We start from the raw sequence: 18,198 nt of genomic DNA on the forward strand, positions 1-18,198 counted from the left end.
TTTGAGTATACTTGCATTCAAAGAATATATCCCATCTGAAAGTACGAATGGTTATATTTTGTCAGCAATTTCGTTTTTGTTTATCATTCTACTCATAGATAATAAAAAAATTCCAGCATCTTTAGTAGTTATCATTTTTGGATTTCTTTATTCATTAATTTCTCACTTTGATACATATTCATCATTTTCAAAATTTGAAGTAAATATTCCCAAACTGTATGTCCCAAATCTTGAATTTATTTTAAAGGGGTTTATTTTATTAACACTCCCACAAATCCCCTTGTCTATTGGTAACTCAATCCTAGCGACTAAACAAATATCAGATGATTTATTCCCGAACAAAAAACCAATCACGATCAAAAAGATTGGTTTATCTTACTCAATTATGAACTTAATCTCTCCATTTTTTAGTGGAATACCTTGTTGTCACGGTGCCGGGGGAATGGTAGGGCATTATACATTTGGTGGTAGAACTGGTGTTTCTGTTTTACTATATGGTTTGTTTTATCTTCTGTCTGGATTGTTTTTGGGAAATGGAATAGAACCATTTTGTGCAATTTATAACCAATCAACATTAGAGGAATGGATTTTATCATTCCAGCATAACCACTCGATTGAATTCTCTTCACAAAAAAGAATAAAAGCACTAGAAGAAACTTCAGTCTTAATCAATTTACCAAAGGAAGAAGAATTTTTTTTGAAAAACATAAATTCAAAAAAAGACTTTGATATATTTAAACGATGAAACTTCACCAAAGAAAGAAGTATTGGATTTTTGATATGGATGGCACTTTAACGATTGCCCAACATGATTTTATCGCGATCAAAACTGAATTAGGAATTCCGATAGAAAAAGATATCCTGACTTCTTTATCCCAATTGCCACAAACCTTAAGAGAACAAAAACAATTAGAACTTGATGAAATTGAATTTAAGATAGCAAAACTGGCTAAAGCATCTCATGGTTGTTATAATTTCCTACAAGAATTACAAAGTTTTTCTACAAAACTAGGTATTTTAACTAGAAACAGTTATAAAAATTCAATAGAAACTTTAACAGCGGCCGGTATTTCCAAATTTTTCTCTCATACAGATATCGTGTGTCGCGAAAAAGCAAAACCGAAACCAAATCCTGATGGCATACTCTATTTGATGAAACAATGGAATGCTTTACCTAAAGAAACAATCATGGTTGGAGACTATGTATTTGATTTGGAAGCTGGGAAAAAAGCAAATGTAGAAACTGTTTATATAGATCCTTCGGGATTGTTTCCATTCAAAAAAGAAGCAAACTTCCACATAACGAAACTTGAAGATATTTTTTCACTTTAAATTTCTATCGGATTTGCATTGATCTGTGGAAATTTGATTTCAAAAATAACTCCTTCTTTTATACTAATCATTAGATTTCCACGTAATTGTTTGACCAAGTTTCGCACTAACATCAAACCAATCCCTTTATTATCCAGATCTACTTCCATTCCTGAACCATTATCTCGAACAACTAATACGAACTCGTTACTTAATTTGCCAAAACTGACTTCTATGATACCCTTTTGCCCATTTTTAAATGCATGCCGGAAACAATTAGAAACCAGTTCATTCAAAATTAAACCTATCGGAATTGCACGATCCAAATCTAATTCCAATTCATCCTCTATCAGTTCACGAAATTCGATTTCGGAATTTTCTTTTAAATATGTTATTTTTAAATTACTTAAAATTGAATTAAATATCTGATTTAGATTCACAAAAAGTAAGTTAGGTGAACCATATATTAATTTATGAACGGAAGCGATTGCTTTGATTCGATTTTGAATTAAATTCAAAGAGGAAGTTAATTTTTCATCATTTTCGGAATTAATTTGTAAGTCCATTAATCCAGAAATGATTTGTAAATTATTGTTTACTCGATGGTGAATTTCAGTGAGTAATTTGGATTTTAGTTTTAAATCAGACTTAATTTGATGTTCATGACCAATTCTTGTTATTTGCTCTTTTTTAACTGTATGAACATATAAAAAAATGAGTATAAACATAGCATATAAATCTTTAAAAAAACCTTCGTAGTCATCAAAATAATCTATCATCAATCCATGTTCAAAAATATTTGAAAAATTCACATAACAAGGAATAATTGCCAAAAGAATTAAAATAGTTCCTTCTCCACGAAAAGATGGTTTTTTAATAAGTACATTTAGAATCATACATGTTGCCATCAAATTAATCAATAGAGACAACACATTCAATAGTACAATTTCGTTTATATTAATGATTGGGAACAAAAATTTCCTTCTTAATACTAAGTACAAAGCAAATAGACGATATGAAATAAAAACTATGTTCTAGTAGATTAAAAAAATTTGGAAAATAATATCCTTCGAGTACAGTAAAAAGATTACTAAACCAAATACATATAAAACCAGAGATAAGAAAATAATATTTAGGGATTAGACCTAACCAAAAAAGTCTAGTGACAATCAAAATACCAATGCTATCAAAAACAAGATTTAGTACTTCGCTCAGTTGATACATCGTTCTTCCCTCGGGAAAATTATTTTCTCAGAGGGGAAAGATTACCAGAAATTTCCAAAAGGTAAAGTGAATATTTACAGAATTAGGAACATAATTTTTTATTAGTGCAATTCCGAAGGGTCCATTTTAGCTAGCCGTATAACATCCGATAGGAACCGCCTATGGCTGATAATGGATTTTTGTTTGGATTCCCTGGCAGGATTAAAAATCCCTCTTTTTCGGAAAATTTTCCAAGGATCTAAACTTATATCGGACCATGTCCCGATTTCCAATGTTAGTGGGAGAAATCGGTTTGTTTTTTGGATTGGAGACTCATTCATTGTTACTTGGAATTTGTCATACAATCTATCCCAAAGATCACCATGCGTTGTATATGATTCACTTTGTGGTCCAAATCGATACAAAAAATGATTCAATACATTCGTGAAATGATCTCCAATTTTTTGGAACAATGTTTCATCAACACATGGTTCATGTGTACTTGCATATGGCCACCAAACATGATCTACTGTACCAAATCCCGAATGGATGTCGACAACTGGAATCATTTGATTTTCTGCGTTAACGAAATATTCTTGGAAGTAACGATCAAGCACTCTCGACTCTGTTTGTAATACCTTACCACGATAATACGGAAAAATATTTGAATACTTATGTCCTCCAAAGAAAAATGGAGCCTTCACTGCTTCCACGCCGGAATTACGCATTAAATCTACACCTTTTGGATTCGAACGTCTTTTTAATGCTACACCACCTGGATTAAGAATGGGAATACATACAATCCCTAATTCCCCATTTTTTATCTCATCATATAGAGCGGAATTTTTACGTGCAAACAAATCATCTAAAAAATCCAACAATACTCGGATTCCAATTGTTTCTAATCCATGAACTCCAGCAATCAACCCAGATACATTTTTTTTTATGGCTTTTGATTTTCCAATTTCCAAAACATAGATTGGGAACCGAAACCCTTCATCTGTTTTAGTTGAAAACCCAAATTGTTTTAGACGAACAAGCTTACCACCTAACTTTACTATTTTCAAAATTCTATTTTCATATCGATTTAATCTTTTAATACCGCGTAACATTTAATTCTTTTCCCGCTCCAAAATTTAGATTTGGAACCTATCTCTAATCTATTGCTCTAGTTCAGCTTTTAAAACTGTCTCCATTTCTTAAATTCGAATATTACAGTCAGTATTACAATTTAATGACAAAATATCAATTTTCAAGAATTGTAGTGCTCCTTATAGCATATTTTAACATTGAAGTGAATTTTGATTTCAAAGATATGTATCTATAGTTAACTATTTTTCCTTGGATAAAAATTGGCAAAATCAATGAAAGCAGTACCCCGAGAAAAACTCAAAAAACATTACGAAGAAAATGTTTTGATAAATGGTATCAATATTCACATTGGAATTTGGCCAGGAAAAAAGAGACCTATCCTATGTTTACATGGACTGTCTGGAAATTTGTATTCAATGGAAACATTTGCCAATTTATTAAACAAAAAAGGTCACAAAGTAATTTCTTATGATTTAAGAGGTAGAGGTCATTCCGATAAACCAAAAGGTTCTTATGGTTTCAATCATCATATCGAAGACTTACAAAAAATCATACAACATTATAAACTTAAAAATTCTATCATTCTAGCTCATTCATTCGGATGTATGATTGCTCTTCGGCATACTTTAAAATACCCAAATCAAACAAAAGCTCTCATTCTTATGGATGGTGGCGGTCTTTTAACTTTACCAAAACGAATCCAGATTTTAAAAGTTCTCAAACAATCTTTTGAACGATTGGACGTTGTTTACAATAGCCAGTCCGATTATATCAATTTAGTCAAAAATTCACCACTCGTTCCGAAATGGTCAAAAAAAATTCATGATTATTTCATCAAAGAATTACACAAAGTTCAAAATGGTTTTGTATGCCATATGCCAAAATTTGTGATGGAAGAAGAATTGAAAGAAATGGGTGGGTCCATCCACCTTTGGAAAGTATTTTTAAATTTAATTTTGCATCCGATCAATACAATGAAACGAATGAAAGAGAACAAAAGGTTAGATTTCGAAAGTATTAAAACACCTACCCTTGTTTTAAGAGCAAATCAGATGAATCTTTTCCCCAATGATGATTTATTGCCGAAAGAATCTTTTCTTGAAATTTTGAAACGAATACCGAATGCAAGTGGTATTGAAATTAACACAAATCATTATGGCATACTTTTTGATAACTTAAAAAAAAGAGACAATGCAATTGTTCAATTCACTGAAAAACATTAGCATTTTAAATTCTATTTTTATCATGATAAGTATCTCAGATTTTTTCCTTAAAATACTTATCATGAAGGAAAAATTTCGTCTTAAATCTTATTTGCTACCACCAAAGCATGGATCACTTTCCAGTCGCCATCTTGCCATAAAAAAGAATATTGGGTTTGAAAACGCATTACATTACTTTCTAAATCTGCTTTCACAATTCCAAAATTATCAATGAATTCTAATGAATTGATTTGAATTTTTCTTGGAATCCCTCCGATTTTTCCTTCCGTTAATGATTGGATGTATTTGTCTTTATTAGATACCAATAACTCAGTATATCCACCGATACTTACATGATCTAAAAATTGATCATGAAATTTATGTTCCAATGATATGACGTTTCTTGAATCTATATCATTGATAAAAGAATTAAACGCATGTTTTAAACTTTCCGTAACATTTTCTTTTGATTGGTGATTTGTCATCATGTATCCCCCTGATACTTTATAACCCATTCATTTTGTTGCTATAGCAACGTTTATACAAAAAATTATTCAATCGATTGGTCATAAATTTCATCGATAATTCGTTTAAAGTTAGTAAAGTCTTGAGTTGATAATGATTTAAACATACGACTCCTTTCCTTTTCAATTTCAGGCACCAAAGTATTATAAATTTGGATCCCTTTTTTTGCAGGGAACACTTGGTGTTTCCTTCGGTCTTCAGGGTCAGGGACAATTTTTATCCATAACTTTTGTTCCATATTTCGAAGTGCTCTTGCCATCGAAGGCCTGTCATCAAAATCTCTACCCAAATCTGACTGGCTGCAACCAGGCTGTTTGATGACTTTTACTAACACAAACCATTGTTCAGGAAACAATTCCAATCCTTTCTCCATTGCCATTCTCATAAACTGTTTTCTTAAGGCACGAACAGTTTTGTAAATTAAATAAGCATATGAATTTTCTAATTCGAAATCTTTTCCCATATGTTGCTATAGCAACATTAATATTGTTTCTGTTAATTGTCTATCATTAATTTGAAAATCTTTGTTAGCATCCTTTTAGAAAAAAGCGATGGGTTTTATTTCTCCGAAGTATTCTCCATCGCTATTACAGGGAATTAAGGATGGCCTTTACATTTCCCTCCTTTTACAGTTGAGTCCCAATAACAATCAGGATTTTTCAAACATTTAACACTGTCAGGTTTTTTAGAGCAAACTTTGTGAGTTTTATCATCAACCTTATCTGGATTTAATGCAGGTTCATTTTCTGCCGTTTCAACTTTCCCTTGCATCTGACAAGCTAAGTCATTTTCTTCACAAACCTCGGCGGAAAGTCCAAACACAAATAGACAACTTATCAAAAGGAATAGAAACCTTATTTTCGCAAACATATTCACCTCTTAAACAAATTTATTTTGGATCACGCTAATCTAACACGTTTTCTATCGAAAGTATTCAATAATTTCCAAAGGATACCATCGTTCAGGATCGAATCAATGCGAACCGAAAGCTTCCGATTGACAGAAATCATCATCTAAATAAACTGAAAGTTTTTGCATTCAAGACTAAAGGAGAATGAAGATGACAACCTTGAAAAAAATTACGATCACCAACCTAGATTACATACGTTTGAAGAATATGATTTCTGAATATTCCAAACGAAATAAAACAGATGCAAACATCGAAGATTTATTAGGTGAAATTGAAAGAGCTCAAAAAGTAGATTCAAAACAGATACCAAAAAATGTTGTAACGATGAATTCTATCATAGAGATTAAAAACCTAGACGAACTAGAATTCAAAGAATTCCAATTGGTATTTCCTGAAGAATCAAACCTAGAACAGAATAAAATTTCGATTTTGGCACCAATTGCAACTGCGTGTATAGGATACAAAATTGGTGATGTCATACAATGGAATATTCCGAATGGCATTCATCAATTCCAAATTACAGGAATCAATTACCAACCAGAAGCAAATGGAGATTTCCACTTATAATAAAAGCGGACAGAAATGTCCGTTTCCTTTCTTAAAAAAAATTATTTTTGGTATAACCAAAACAGAAAAGAAGAAGGAAGTTTCAATCGAAAACCAATTTTAAGTAAAAAATTGAGTATTATTTGTTTGAAAATTCCATTTTTTAAAAACCGATGTGCAGAAGTCAACGATTTGTAAGGTAATAACTGAGGATGTTTTATCTTTCTAAATCTATAACTCAATTCTGTATCTTCAAAAAGATAAGAGATGGAAAGGTCTTTTGTCCACAATTCTCTCGAAAAAAAGACACAATGGTCTAAGTAAACAATACCTTTCCATCGAACACGGATATAATTGGAATAAAATGATATCCATTGTAAAAAAATATGATCATTGTCAAACTTATGTACGAATCCTCCCCAAACTAGATCTCTATTTTTTTTTGTACTTTCTAAAATCAAAAATTCTATTGCATCTTTAGGTAACTTACTCCTCGGATGATGGAATAAAATCAGCTGCCCATGAGAACGATGGAAACCTAAATTCAATCGTTCTGCTCTGGTAAATGCTTCTTCCTGTTTTACAAGAATAATCTCTACATCTTTTCGTTTTTGAAAGTTTTTTAGAGATTCCTTATAATAAATATTAGAATCTATATCAACTGGAACAATGATACTCAACATCTAAACGAATTGAAATAAGTATTCATGTTAAAGATTTGAATTAAAAATCAATCCTTTATCAAATAAATAGAGATAGTTGATTGAGATTCATCATTTTTTTCTGAATTTGAATTTCTAATATCTCGTTCTGCTATCAAAGATTGAATTTTATTTTCATCAATAGATTCTTTTTTTAAAATCTGTCTAATTTCATCAAATCGACGTTTTACTAATCTCGTTTGGTAAGAAATATCTCCTGAAGTATGTGATTTCCCTATCAGAACAATTTTGAAACTGATTTCAGATTTAAGAATTTCTTTTGATAATGAAATTATTTTTTCTATGGATTCTTCTGACAACGTATGGTCATCTGGTGGGAATTGAATGGAGTAGATTGGGTTTGGACTTCCATTGGAGTGCCAAAATGATAATTTAGAATGCGCATCGAGATTGTTACCTCGTGATTGTAGTGCCTCTAATACTACTTTTTTGGGGCAACTGACAAGTGTATCAGTAGATGAATTGAATGAAAATAAAAAACCCAAAGTTGTGAAAATAATATCCCAAGGTTTGGCAAAAGAACTTGATTCAACAATAAAATTGTCAGATGGATTAATACCATTCTCTTTGTTCACATTGTGCTCTAAAATGGGTAACAAAAATAACACGCGATAGGTCCTAATTTCTGTATTAACATCACAACCATTTGGCGTGGCGATTGGAATGTGTTTTCGTTTTTCAAGAGGGATTCCGCGCCAAGCACAAGACGTAGAAACTACGTTTATCACAATAAAAAAAATAAGGATTTTGAAATTCACTTTGTTAAAATGGATCATCATAAGGAAACCTTTCCATTCCGCAAACCAGTTGGAAACCATTTTAACACCGAAAGGGTTGTTACATTATATTTTTTATTCAGTATTAGTAAATTCCCTATTTAATTCAAAAATTTGAATGAAATGAAACATGAATTTAACCTGGAAATAAATTTACGAAACTAACTACATAGTATTATGCGTGTTCTATTCATAGTTATCATTTTACCTCTATTATTTTTTTGCAAACCACCAGAGCTTACCAATGGTTGTGACCCAAAATCAAAATCATATTTATTAGGAACACTGATTCGGTTTGCCATTTCCGACAGCTCTCCTTCTTGTTTACCTGCTTTCCTCCCTTTCGATATTGATTACTGGGGAGTTTTCGGTGGAAGTGCCACTGTAAACTCGATGGAAATTTACGGCAATGAACTGATTCTAGGTGGTTCCTTTACTACCTTGGGTCCAAATGTTGGTTCGACCTATTATCTCGATACAATCACAGGGAAAATTGTATCTCATTCCGATTGTCCTTTTTTAAAACTAAATGCTGCGGCAAGGTCAGTCGTTTCAGATGGAAATGGTGGATATTATGTTGCTGGGAATTTTTCTCACGTAAGAGGAATTCCAATACAAAATATTGTCCATATATTAGCTAACTGCAATATTGATTTTACTTTTTCGCCAAATCCTGGTTCACCTCCTAATATTTATTCAATGGTAATGTTTGGCGACAAATTGTACATAGGTGGGGTGTTCAATTCATGGGATGGAAATACCAAAAACAATTTGGTAGCAATCAACAGATTTACAGGTGCACTAGAATCTTTTACCATGGATACAAATTCAGCTGTGGAAAAACTTTTGGTGTACGACCAAAAATTATACATAGCTGGTCAATTCGGAACAGTGAATGGATTTCCTCGTGATCGAATCGCAAGAATTGATTTAGTTAGTTCTACTCTTGATAGTTTTGTACCATCTTCAGCACTCAACAGTACGGTTCGTGCATTGGCAATTGGAACTATCTCTGGATCACCTGCAATTGTGTAGGAGGTGCATTCACAACACCTAGAAATAATGCCTTTGCTCTTGATTTAAGTGGAACCTTACTCGCATGGAATCCAAATTTCAATGGCATTGTCGATGCGATTGCTGTCTCCGGTGATAAAGTTTATGTCGGTGGTTCGTTCACTGCAGTGAATGGAGGAACTGCAAGGACAAATTTTGCTGTGGTTGATTCAAATTCAGGCACCGACATAGGCACTAATTTTGCTGTGAACGGAAACGTTCACCAAGTCATCGAATCAAACGGTCAAATTTATTTGTTCGGTTCATTTACTTCCATATTAGGTTCCACAAGGAATTACGGTGCTAGTCTCGATTCTAATACAAACACTCTAAGGGAATGGAATCCAAATTTTTTGAGTCCTTTCCCCTACCCTTCTGCGGCATCTGGATTCTCATTGGATGGAAGCCGCATAATGATTCCAGGTGTGATAGGCACAGTCAATTATGTCAATCGATCAAACATTGCATCTGTTAATTTGACCACAGGAATTCCTTCAAATTGGTCACCTTCCATTGATAATGAAGTGAGCGTTCTTCATATCAAAAGGGACCATTTATTTCTTGGAGGATCTTTTACAACAATTAGTGGACAATCTAGAACGCGATTGGCAGCGTTTCGACTTCCATCTTTCGAACTTTCCTCATTCAATCCAGTCATCCCAACTGGTAGCGTTACAAACTTGATATCTGATGATAACAATTTTTATTTTGGCGGAACATTTGGTACGGTTAGTGGACAAACAAGAAATAATGCTGCCGCTTATACTTTAGATAATTTTAATCTGACAAATTGGACGCCTAATCCGAATAACCAAGTGAGTACGATGTTTGATTTAGGCGAAAGCATTTTATTAGGTGGTCTTTTTACCACAGCGGGAGGGAGTGCTTCAAATTTCATTCGAGCAGTTAATAAATCTGATGGTTTAGCAATCAACATCCCAACGAATTTTCCTGACTCTGATGTTTCTGGATTTGCCTCTTATAATGATATCATTTATGTTGGTGGAAACTTTTCTACAGTTGGTGGATCATCTAATCAGTATTTGGCTAGTTTTAGAAAGGCGACAGGAGTTTTTGATTCCAACAAATTTCAATTAAATGGTGGTGTTTTTTATAATATGTTCATTTCTAATGAAGGTTTAATGGTTTTACATGGTGCTTTCACATCTGTCAATTCAACGAACGCATCTGGTACTGTATTTATCAACCTTAACACAAATCAAATTAAAGCATGGGATATTTCCCAAACAGGTGTTACAACCAACCAAAAACGATTTGGGAATTATTTATTCATTTGCGGAAATATTACAGAAAAAGGAAACCAACCTTACAATGGTTACCATCGTATAAATCTTCCTAATCTAGAATCATTCTAACTAAAATACGAGGGAAAGCGAAAAATTTTCTTAAAAAATCACATCATGATTAAAATTTTACTACACCATTAAGTCATATAGGATACCCTGTATACTATATGGAGAAACTCGATCATGAAACGAATTTTAGTTTTAGGTAGCAATTTTGCGGGTGTAACGGCTGCCATTTCTGTGAAAAGAAAACTCGGGAACGAAGTAGAAGTCATCGTTATATCACCAACATCAAATTTTTTATATGTCCCTTCCCTGATTTGGGTTCCATTTGGAGTTCGAAAAGTAAAGGATATTACATTTGCCGTACAGCCAATGTTACATGCTAAAGGAGTCAAATTCATTCAGGACCGGGCAACAAAAGTAATTCCTGATCGAAATATTGTAATAACCGCATCAAATGGTGAAATAAGTTATGATTATCTAGTCGTTGCAACAGGTGCTTCGCTTAACTTTGATATATTGCCAAATTTAAATCCAAAAGACAATATGATACAATGTATAGTCACACCCGAATTGGCTGAAAAATCAGCGATTGCTTTTGAAGAAATTGTAAAAAACCCCGGTCCAGTTGTTGTCGCAGCAACCCAAGGGGCAAGTTGTATGGGTGCAGCCTATGAATATTTATTTAACTTGGATAAATATCTAAGGAAAAGAGGTGTCCGTGATCAAGTGGAGATCACTTGGGTAACACCCGAACCATTTTTAGGACATTTTGGTATCGGTGGAATTTGGGGTGGGCAAAAAATGTTAGAAATTTTTATGAAACTTTACGGCATCAAATGGTTTACAAATGCTACGATTAAAAAAATAGAAAAAGAAAAAATAACGTTAGGTGATAATACTGAAATTTCTTACAAAATGTCCATGATGATCCCACCTTTTTTAGGTGCAGATGTAATGAAAAATTCTCCTGAACTTGTGGATGAAAAAGGTTTTGTAGTTACAAATGACGGATATCAACATATAAAATTTAAAAATGTTTATGCTGCTGGTCTTGCAGTGGAAGTGATAACTCCTTTTCCAAAATGTGCTGCACCATTTGGAGTACCAAAAACAGGATTTCCTTCCGATGTTATGGGTAAAATTGTCGCAGAAAATATTAAAAACGATATCAAAGGAAATGGAAAATTCAAAACGATGCCATTTGGTAAAATCCCAGGTATTTGCATCATGGATGCAGGGGAAAAAGAAGTTTGGATCCTGACTAACCATTTATTCAAACCGAGACAATTTGAAATCATGATTCCAAATCTATTCTATAATTTTGGTAAAATAATTTTAGAGAAGTACATGTTGTGGAAAAATAAAAAGGGACTTGTTCAACTTCCTTAAGGATAGAAGAAATATTCCTTTGTTTATAGAGTAACAATTCCAAAAATGGTCTAGAGAATTTTTCCTAGACCATCATGTATTTGAAAATTTGGATTTTGTTTCTGTGTTTTTTTTCTTTATCTCACTGTAAATACAATGGAGAATCTAATTTAAATCCAATTGTCAAAAATGGAATGATTGATTTGTCAAACATTCATTTCGATAACCAAACTTCCATTCCACTTTCTGGTGATTGGGAATTCCACTGGAACACATTTGTCACACCAGTTTCAATTCAAAGTCCAATCCAATCTACAGTATTAACCAACACTCTGGCTCCAGAAAATGAAAAAGAATATTTGGGTATCGGTAAACGATGGAAAGATATTCATTTTGGAAAGGGTTATGCAACTTATCAAGTCAAATTGATTTTACCAGAAACTTCAAATAAAAATATATTCGCAGTTAGGTTTTTCCAAACTGGTGGCGCAGCTATGCGAGTCTTTGTAAATGGCAAAGAATCTTTAACACTTGGGAAAGTCGGAATCGATAAAACATCTATGGAACCTACAAGGAGTTCAGGCATTCTGATAATACCGAATCCAACTAACGTTGTAAATCTTATGGTCCATATATCGAATTTTCATCACGATGATGGTTCATTTTGGTATGCTCCAAAATTTGGCCTATATAAAAATATACAAAATAATTTTATCAAAGAATTAGCACTAGATACTTTATTATCAGGTGCTTTATTCTTTATGGCATTTTATCATTTTGTTTTATTCTTTTTCAGACGTACTAAAAAATTAATTTTATTTTTCGGTTTATTTAGTATCACGACAGCTCTTCACTCACTTTCATTAAATGGTGATGTTTTATATTATTTGATTCCATCTATCTCTTATAGAATTGCTTTTTCACTTTCTCTCATTTTTTATCTCGCGATGCCATTTTATCTATATTTTTTATCGGAATTGTTTCCATCTCAGTTTTCTAAACCTATTCTAAGGGTATTTTCAACGATTTGTTTCCTTTTATATTTATTTGTTATTTTAGGACCTACTGAATTGGGTTCACAAACAACATTCATTGGACTTGTTTTTTCAATTTTGGGTTTGGTTTATTCTGCGATTTGTTTGTTCAGAAGTGCTTTAAAAAAGGAAGCTCTATCTATTATTTTATTTCTCATTCAAGTATTTTTACTTTTTAGTGCGATTAATGATACGTTGTATTTATATGGCATCTTTCAATATGCTTTGATTTTAAAATATTCATATCTATCAACAGTTTTATTTCAATCATTACTCCTTGCTTCCTTTTTTACAAAAACTTTTATCAAAAATGAAACTCTTAAAAATGAACTCTCTGCCTTAAACGAATCACTCGAACAAACCGTAATTCTGCGAACAAAAGATTACAAAGAGGCCAAACAAAATGCTGAAGAAGCAAATAAATGGAAAGATAAATTCATATCACTCGTTGCCCACGACCTCAGATCACCATTGAGTACCGTCTATTCAGCATTAATGTTAACTAATGATGCAGATACAACTGAAGAAGATAAAAAACACATTTTTAAGCAAGTTTATACTATTTTGGAAAATGCAATGTCAACCGTTGAACATTTGCTAAACCTTAATCGTTTTCAAATTGATAAAGGTCAAATTCGTTTAAATCTATCAAATAATTTCATCAACGAACGATTAACACAAGTAATAGAGTCTTTTACTTTTGATTTACAAAAAAAATCTTTGGTAATCGAGAATTCGATTCCAGACACAGCTCAAGTCTATGCTGATTCTTCAATCCTACTTGAAATTCTTCGTAACTTAGTAGCAAACGCGATAAAGTTTAGCCACCCACAAGGTAAAATTCAATTCAGCTTTTCAGAAACTACAGACACATCTATAATCGCTATCAAAGACCGAGGGACAGGAATTTCCACTGAACAACAAAAACTATTGTTCAATGAACCAATGAGTTTACCAGGAACTATGGGTGAAAAAGGTTTTGGTATCGGTCTTAAGTTATGTTTTGAATTGATGAGATTACATAATGGAAATATACAAGTAGAATCGGAATCTGATCAAGGTAGTTCATTTCTCTTAGAGTTTCCAAGAAAAAAATCCAACCAAGATTAAATCACGCAATTATCCCATTTGATCAATTCATTGATCAGTAAATTTCGCTACGTACATATCCGATTATTGAAAAGTGAACATAATAAACATTTAGATAGTGATTGTTTGGTTATGAAATATATTGAACTATTTACTGAGAATCTAAAACTTGAAAGAAAAGGGAGCTGCTGAATGAAGAAAGTTGCTGTTGCATTAGTTTCCTTATTTTTATTTTCCTGCTCATTCCCAACAATATCTAGAAGTCCGTTGGACTATTTTGCGTTTCTTCGAATTTTTACAGGACCACAATTTACAGGGCATTCTATTGGAGGTGCGGTTTCTGGTTTATTACCGAATACTTCAGTAACGTTAATAAATTCTGGGGAATCAATTACAATATCCTCAGATGGAAATTTTACATTTCCAACTAAATTAAGCACAGGTCAAAGTTATAATGTTACCTTTTCAACAAATGGAGTGGGATTGTCTTGTTCTATTGCGAATGCTCAAGGAATCGTACAAAATGTTTCAATAACAAATGTTAGCGTTACGTGTGGAACTGGACCCGGATTTTATGAAATAGGTGTAAATGTTTCAGGACTTAGCGGCATGATCTCCGTCCAAAACAATGGAATCGAAACATTAAACATTAACTCCAATGGTTTGGTAAAGTTTACTACGATACAACCTTCTGGAACAAATTATGCTATTACAATTACTTCGCAACCTATTGGTCTAGTTTGTTCTTTTGACAATCCATCACTTGCATTTGGCACTGTAGTAGCAACCAATGTAACTGTTTTTATCACGTGTGTATCTGGTTATATCGTCGCAGGAAATTTATTTTCAACCACTGGGACAGATCTTGGATCCAATCTAATCAACAGAAAAACCTATATCAGAACATTTGCTGGATCCTTCCCAACTAACAATGGTGGTGCTGGTGTTAGTTCAGGTCCAGCAGTTGCAAGCGCAATGCCAACTTCAGCAAGGTTTAACAATCCAAGTATGTTGGCTACAGATACAAATTTTATATATGTTGCTGATACAACAAATGAAGTCATTAGGAAAATTGACAAATCAACTGGTATCACAACTATTCTTGCAGGAGGGAATACTGGTGGCGGAACGGTATGTCCGGGTGTTATTACTACTAATTGTTTGGATGGCGTAGGTAGTGCTGCACAATTCAATGGACTCGTTGGTCTCACAACGAATGGTAACAATTTATTTGTATTAGAATTAAACGGAAATCGAATTCGAGTTGTCAACTTAGCAACAGCAACTGTTTCCACATTTGCCGGTTCTGGAAGTGTTGGCTCGACGGATAATACATCAGGTATTCTTGCATCATTTAACAACCCTACTTGGATTTCCTTACATAATGGAATGTTCTACATAGTAGACAGAGGCAATTGCACAATCAGAACCTTAAACCCAACTACTTCAGCAGTGTCTACTCTTGCTGGTAGCGCAGGTTTATGTAATTTTGCAAATAGCCCGATCGGAACAAATGCTCGGTTTGTTTCACCACTTGCGATTGTTGGAATAGGAAGTTATCTTTATGTGACTGATATAGGTCCGGGTGGTGGTTATAAAATTAGAAGGATCTCCTTAACTGGTACAAATGCTGTTGATACAATTGCAGGAGATGGTGTGCAAGCTTCAACAGATGGTTTTGGAACTAATGCCCAATTTAATGACCCTCACGGCATTACAACTGACGGAACAAATTTGTTCATATCGGAATGGTCTGGACATCGCATTCGTCATCTCAATCTTACGAACAATCAGGTGATCACACTTGTAGGTGGTATATCTGGTTATTCTGATAACACCAGTGGGAATGGTTTATTGAACTTCCCAGGTTATGTAACTACAGATGGAACAAAAGTTTACATAGCTGATCGAGGGAACCATGCCATCCGATTTTTAGAACCTTCTGAAATCTTAAAATACAACTTTGATGGGAATCCGGATGATTCCATTGGAACTAATCATGGAATTCTTAATGGATCGCCTATATTAACAACAGATGAAAATGGATTGTCTAATGGAGCCTATGAGTTTAATGGTTCAACCGATTACATAACCTCCTCTGGACTTTTAACACAAAATATTGATAATATCACTTTTTCTGCATGGGTTCATTCTTCTGTGAACAATTCCAATCAATTCATTATGTACAATGGATTAGGTGGAGCAAATGGTTATGGAATACGTATTAATGCAACAGGAAGTTTACAAATTTCATTAGGTGCAGTAATGGATAGTCCTTCTACAACGATGAAATTACCACTAAATAGATGGACACATATTGCAGTGAGAAGGTTATCAAATAACTGGCAAATTTTTATCAATGGTATATCAGATGGTATTGTTTTTTCAACAAATCCGATTCAACCTTTGGCAACTAGCACCTTCAAAGTGGGAGATGCAGGGAATGGATATTTCTTCAAAGGAAAAATTTCGAATGTGCAATTTTTTAACGGCGCCCTAGATGACGATTCCATCCAAAAATTGGCGATCCAAGTACCTTCCGGATTGATTTCATATTTTCCATTCAATGGAAATGGTAAAGATTATGGAAATTTTTCTAACAATCTTACAAATTATGGTGCCGCGATTACAAATGATAGAAACGGCTTCCCAAATTCAGCTTATTATTTTAATGGAACGAACTACCTGCAAAAAACTAACCCAAATGGTTTGCCCATTGGTGGGAGTAGTCGTACTATCTGTGCTTGGTTCAATACATCGAATAACATTGGCCAATATATCATAAGTTTTGGAACTCCAATTATATCAACTGGAAACGGGTTGGTTATAGTTCCACCTGTTATTGGTATGTTTGGTTGGAATGACGATGCAAACATATCACATGAGGATTTTAGAAACCAATGGATTCATTTATGTGGTGTTTATGATGGAGCAACTCAATTTGTTCACTTATACGAAAACGGAACACTCCGGCACTCAGAATTAAAAGCTTCATGGTCAACAGGAGTTAGTACTAATTTAGACATTGGTCGTCTTATCACGGCTACTGGATACTTTTCTGGTGATATTGATGATGTTAGGATATATGACAGGCCACTAACCGTTTCGGAAATACGTGCACTTTCGGGTCCATATCCAACACAAGTAAGTACTTGGAACCAAACAGTGACTAGCAGTAGTTTAAAATTTTTTCTATTACCTGAGAGTGCTGTATTTGGAGCAGGTGGTTGCAATGGCGGAGTCAATTGTGTTGGGGTTTGGAATGATCGTAGTGGAAATAATTTTCACGTAAGCCAAGTTAGTGCAGCATCTCAACCAAGCTACAGTTTAACCGGTATTAACGGGAAACCTGGAATTCGATTTTTTGGAATCGCTTCAACTTATCTATCAACAGCATGTGTTCCAGAATTATTAAGTACAAATAATACCATCTTTGCTGTGTTTAATGATCTCGGTATGTCAGGTAGTGATGGAATTTTTCATAATGGTGCAAAACTTTTGTATTTACCAGATAATGGACCAGATAATAATCTTAGTTTATTTGATCTCCAACTCAACAATGCAAAAGTTATTTCTTCTCTCGCATATAATACCACGGGAGAAAATGTTCTCATGTCTCTAGATTATAATGGAACAACAGGGAATATTTATAAATTTGGTGCAACTGTCAGTTCAATTCCCATATCGGGTTCATCTTATAACTGTGCAATATATGACCTAAGTATTGGCAGATACACCTGGAATTCTGGAATTTACCCAAATAACGGTGATTATTTGGATGGAAATATTGGAGATTTCATTTATTTTGACCAACTACTTTCTCAAAGTGATAGAGAACTTGTTGAATGTTATTTATCTAACAAATACAATTTGAAGGTTGGACATGTTTGTCCGTAAGCCAAAAATCCAATAAATTAATGCATTTATTTTTAAGAATCTCGTGATTTGAATGTTGCTAGATTTGTAGAAGGCTAAGGTAACTTGGAAATTTGTGAAAACAAAAAGAACAAACTACATTAGTATTTCTTATCAAAATACCTTTGTCAGTTTGTTC

At 33.4% G+C, this 18,198-nt stretch carries 16 protein-coding genes; 9 read left to right on the forward strand and 7 right to left on the reverse strand.

The window, feature by feature from the left end:
- The first annotated feature begins 1 nt into the window (after window position 1).
- Both EHQ43_RS19725 and EHQ43_RS09705 read left to right on the forward strand, forming a co-directional pair.
- Window positions 2-745 carry a putative sulfate/molybdate transporter gene (locus EHQ43_RS19725; protein ID WP_244242737.1) on the forward strand — a complete coding sequence of 248 codons (744 nt, stop codon included), beginning with the start codon at window positions 2-4 and terminating at the stop codon, window positions 743-745.
- Window positions 742-1,332 carry an HAD family hydrolase gene (locus EHQ43_RS09705; protein ID WP_135771052.1) on the forward strand — a complete coding sequence of 197 codons (591 nt, stop codon included), beginning with the start codon at window positions 742-744 and terminating at the stop codon, window positions 1,330-1,332. Before EHQ43_RS19725 ends, EHQ43_RS09705 begins: the two co-directional genes overlap by 4 nt.
- Here the strand turns inward: EHQ43_RS09705 and EHQ43_RS09710 are convergent.
- Window positions 1,329-2,267 (reverse strand): sensor histidine kinase, encoded by a 939-nt coding sequence (locus EHQ43_RS09710; RefSeq protein ID WP_135771098.1) that lies wholly within the window; start codon window positions 2,265-2,267, stop codon window positions 1,329-1,331. The two genes, EHQ43_RS09705 and EHQ43_RS09710, sit on opposite strands and share 4 nt — an antisense overlap.
- Window positions 2,268-2,636: 369 nt before the next feature.
- Complete coding sequence (locus EHQ43_RS09720; RefSeq protein WP_135740537.1) at window positions 2,637-3,626, reverse strand: M14 family zinc carboxypeptidase; 990 nt, start codon at window positions 3,624-3,626, stop codon at window positions 2,637-2,639.
- Between the two features lie 252 nt (window positions 3,627-3,878).
- Between EHQ43_RS09720 and EHQ43_RS09725 the strand changes: the two genes are divergently transcribed.
- A complete protein-coding gene (locus EHQ43_RS09725; protein WP_135740536.1) occupies window positions 3,879-4,829 on the forward strand; it encodes an alpha/beta hydrolase in 951 nt (316 codons plus the stop codon).
- 80 nt (window positions 4,830-4,909) lie between these two features.
- Here the strand turns inward: EHQ43_RS09725 and EHQ43_RS09730 are convergent, their stop codons facing one another.
- The 3 genes from EHQ43_RS09730 to EHQ43_RS09740 all read right to left on the reverse strand — a co-directional run bounded on the left by EHQ43_RS09730 (window position 4,910) and on the right by EHQ43_RS09740 (window position 6,203).
- Window positions 4,910-5,296: a nuclear transport factor 2 family protein gene (locus EHQ43_RS09730; RefSeq protein ID WP_135740535.1), complete on the reverse strand. Its 387-nt coding sequence runs from the start codon at window positions 5,294-5,296 to the stop codon at window positions 4,910-4,912.
- 62 nt (window positions 5,297-5,358) lie between these two features.
- Entirely contained in the window at window positions 5,359-5,796 is a 438-nt protein-coding gene (locus EHQ43_RS09735; RefSeq protein WP_135740534.1) for a MarR family winged helix-turn-helix transcriptional regulator, read from the reverse strand.
- A gap of 134 nt (window positions 5,797-5,930) precedes the next feature.
- On the reverse strand, window positions 5,931-6,203 hold the full coding sequence (locus tag EHQ43_RS09740; protein ID WP_135771054.1) for a hypothetical protein: 273 nt from the start codon (window positions 6,201-6,203) through the stop codon (window positions 5,931-5,933).
- A 190-nt stretch (window positions 6,204-6,393) separates the two neighbouring features.
- Here EHQ43_RS09740 and rnk point away from each other — a divergent pair, with 190 nt between their 5' ends.
- On the forward strand, window positions 6,394-6,810 hold the full coding sequence (gene rnk / locus EHQ43_RS09745) for a nucleoside diphosphate kinase regulator (RefSeq protein WP_135771055.1): 417 nt from the start codon (window positions 6,394-6,396) through the stop codon (window positions 6,808-6,810).
- Between the two features lie 41 nt (window positions 6,811-6,851).
- On the opposite strand, the gene EHQ43_RS09750 is transcribed toward rnk, so the two are convergent.
- Together EHQ43_RS09750 and EHQ43_RS09755 are read right to left on the reverse strand one after the other, a co-directional pair.
- A complete protein-coding gene (locus tag EHQ43_RS09750) occupies window positions 6,852-7,472 on the reverse strand; it encodes a glycosyltransferase family protein (protein ID WP_135771056.1) in 621 nt (206 codons plus the stop codon).
- A gap of 47 nt (window positions 7,473-7,519) precedes the next feature.
- On the reverse strand, window positions 7,520-8,329 hold the full coding sequence (locus tag EHQ43_RS09755) for a cell envelope biogenesis protein OmpA (protein WP_244242738.1): 810 nt from the start codon (window positions 8,327-8,329) through the stop codon (window positions 7,520-7,522).
- Window positions 8,330-8,464: 135 nt separating this feature from the next.
- On the opposite strand from EHQ43_RS09755, the gene EHQ43_RS19730 reads away from it, so the two are divergent.
- The 5 genes from EHQ43_RS19730 (at window position 8,465) to EHQ43_RS09775 (ending at window position 18,041) form a co-directional block, all read left to right on the forward strand.
- A complete protein-coding gene (locus tag EHQ43_RS19730; RefSeq protein WP_244242739.1) occupies window positions 8,465-9,322 on the forward strand; it encodes a hypothetical protein in 858 nt (285 codons plus the stop codon).
- Between the two features lie 179 nt (window positions 9,323-9,501).
- Entirely contained in the window at window positions 9,502-10,716 is a 1,215-nt protein-coding gene (locus EHQ43_RS19735) for a hypothetical protein (RefSeq protein ID WP_244242740.1), read from the forward strand.
- 114 nt (window positions 10,717-10,830) lie between these two features.
- Entirely contained in the window at window positions 10,831-12,042 is a 1,212-nt protein-coding gene (locus EHQ43_RS09765; protein WP_135771057.1) for an NAD(P)/FAD-dependent oxidoreductase, read from the forward strand.
- A 74-nt stretch (window positions 12,043-12,116) separates the two neighbouring features.
- Entirely contained in the window at window positions 12,117-14,165 is a 2,049-nt protein-coding gene (locus tag EHQ43_RS09770) for a sensor histidine kinase (RefSeq protein ID WP_135771058.1), read from the forward strand.
- Between the two features lie 171 nt (window positions 14,166-14,336).
- Window positions 14,337-18,041: a LamG-like jellyroll fold domain-containing protein gene (locus tag EHQ43_RS09775; RefSeq protein ID WP_135771059.1), complete on the forward strand. Its 3,705-nt coding sequence runs from the start codon at window positions 14,337-14,339 to the stop codon at window positions 18,039-18,041.
- Window positions 18,042-18,198: the final 157 nt, after the last annotated feature.

Source organism: Leptospira bouyouniensis, from assembly GCF_004769525.1.
GTDB lineage: Bacteria > Spirochaetota > Leptospiria > Leptospirales > Leptospiraceae > Leptospira_A > Leptospira_A bouyouniensis.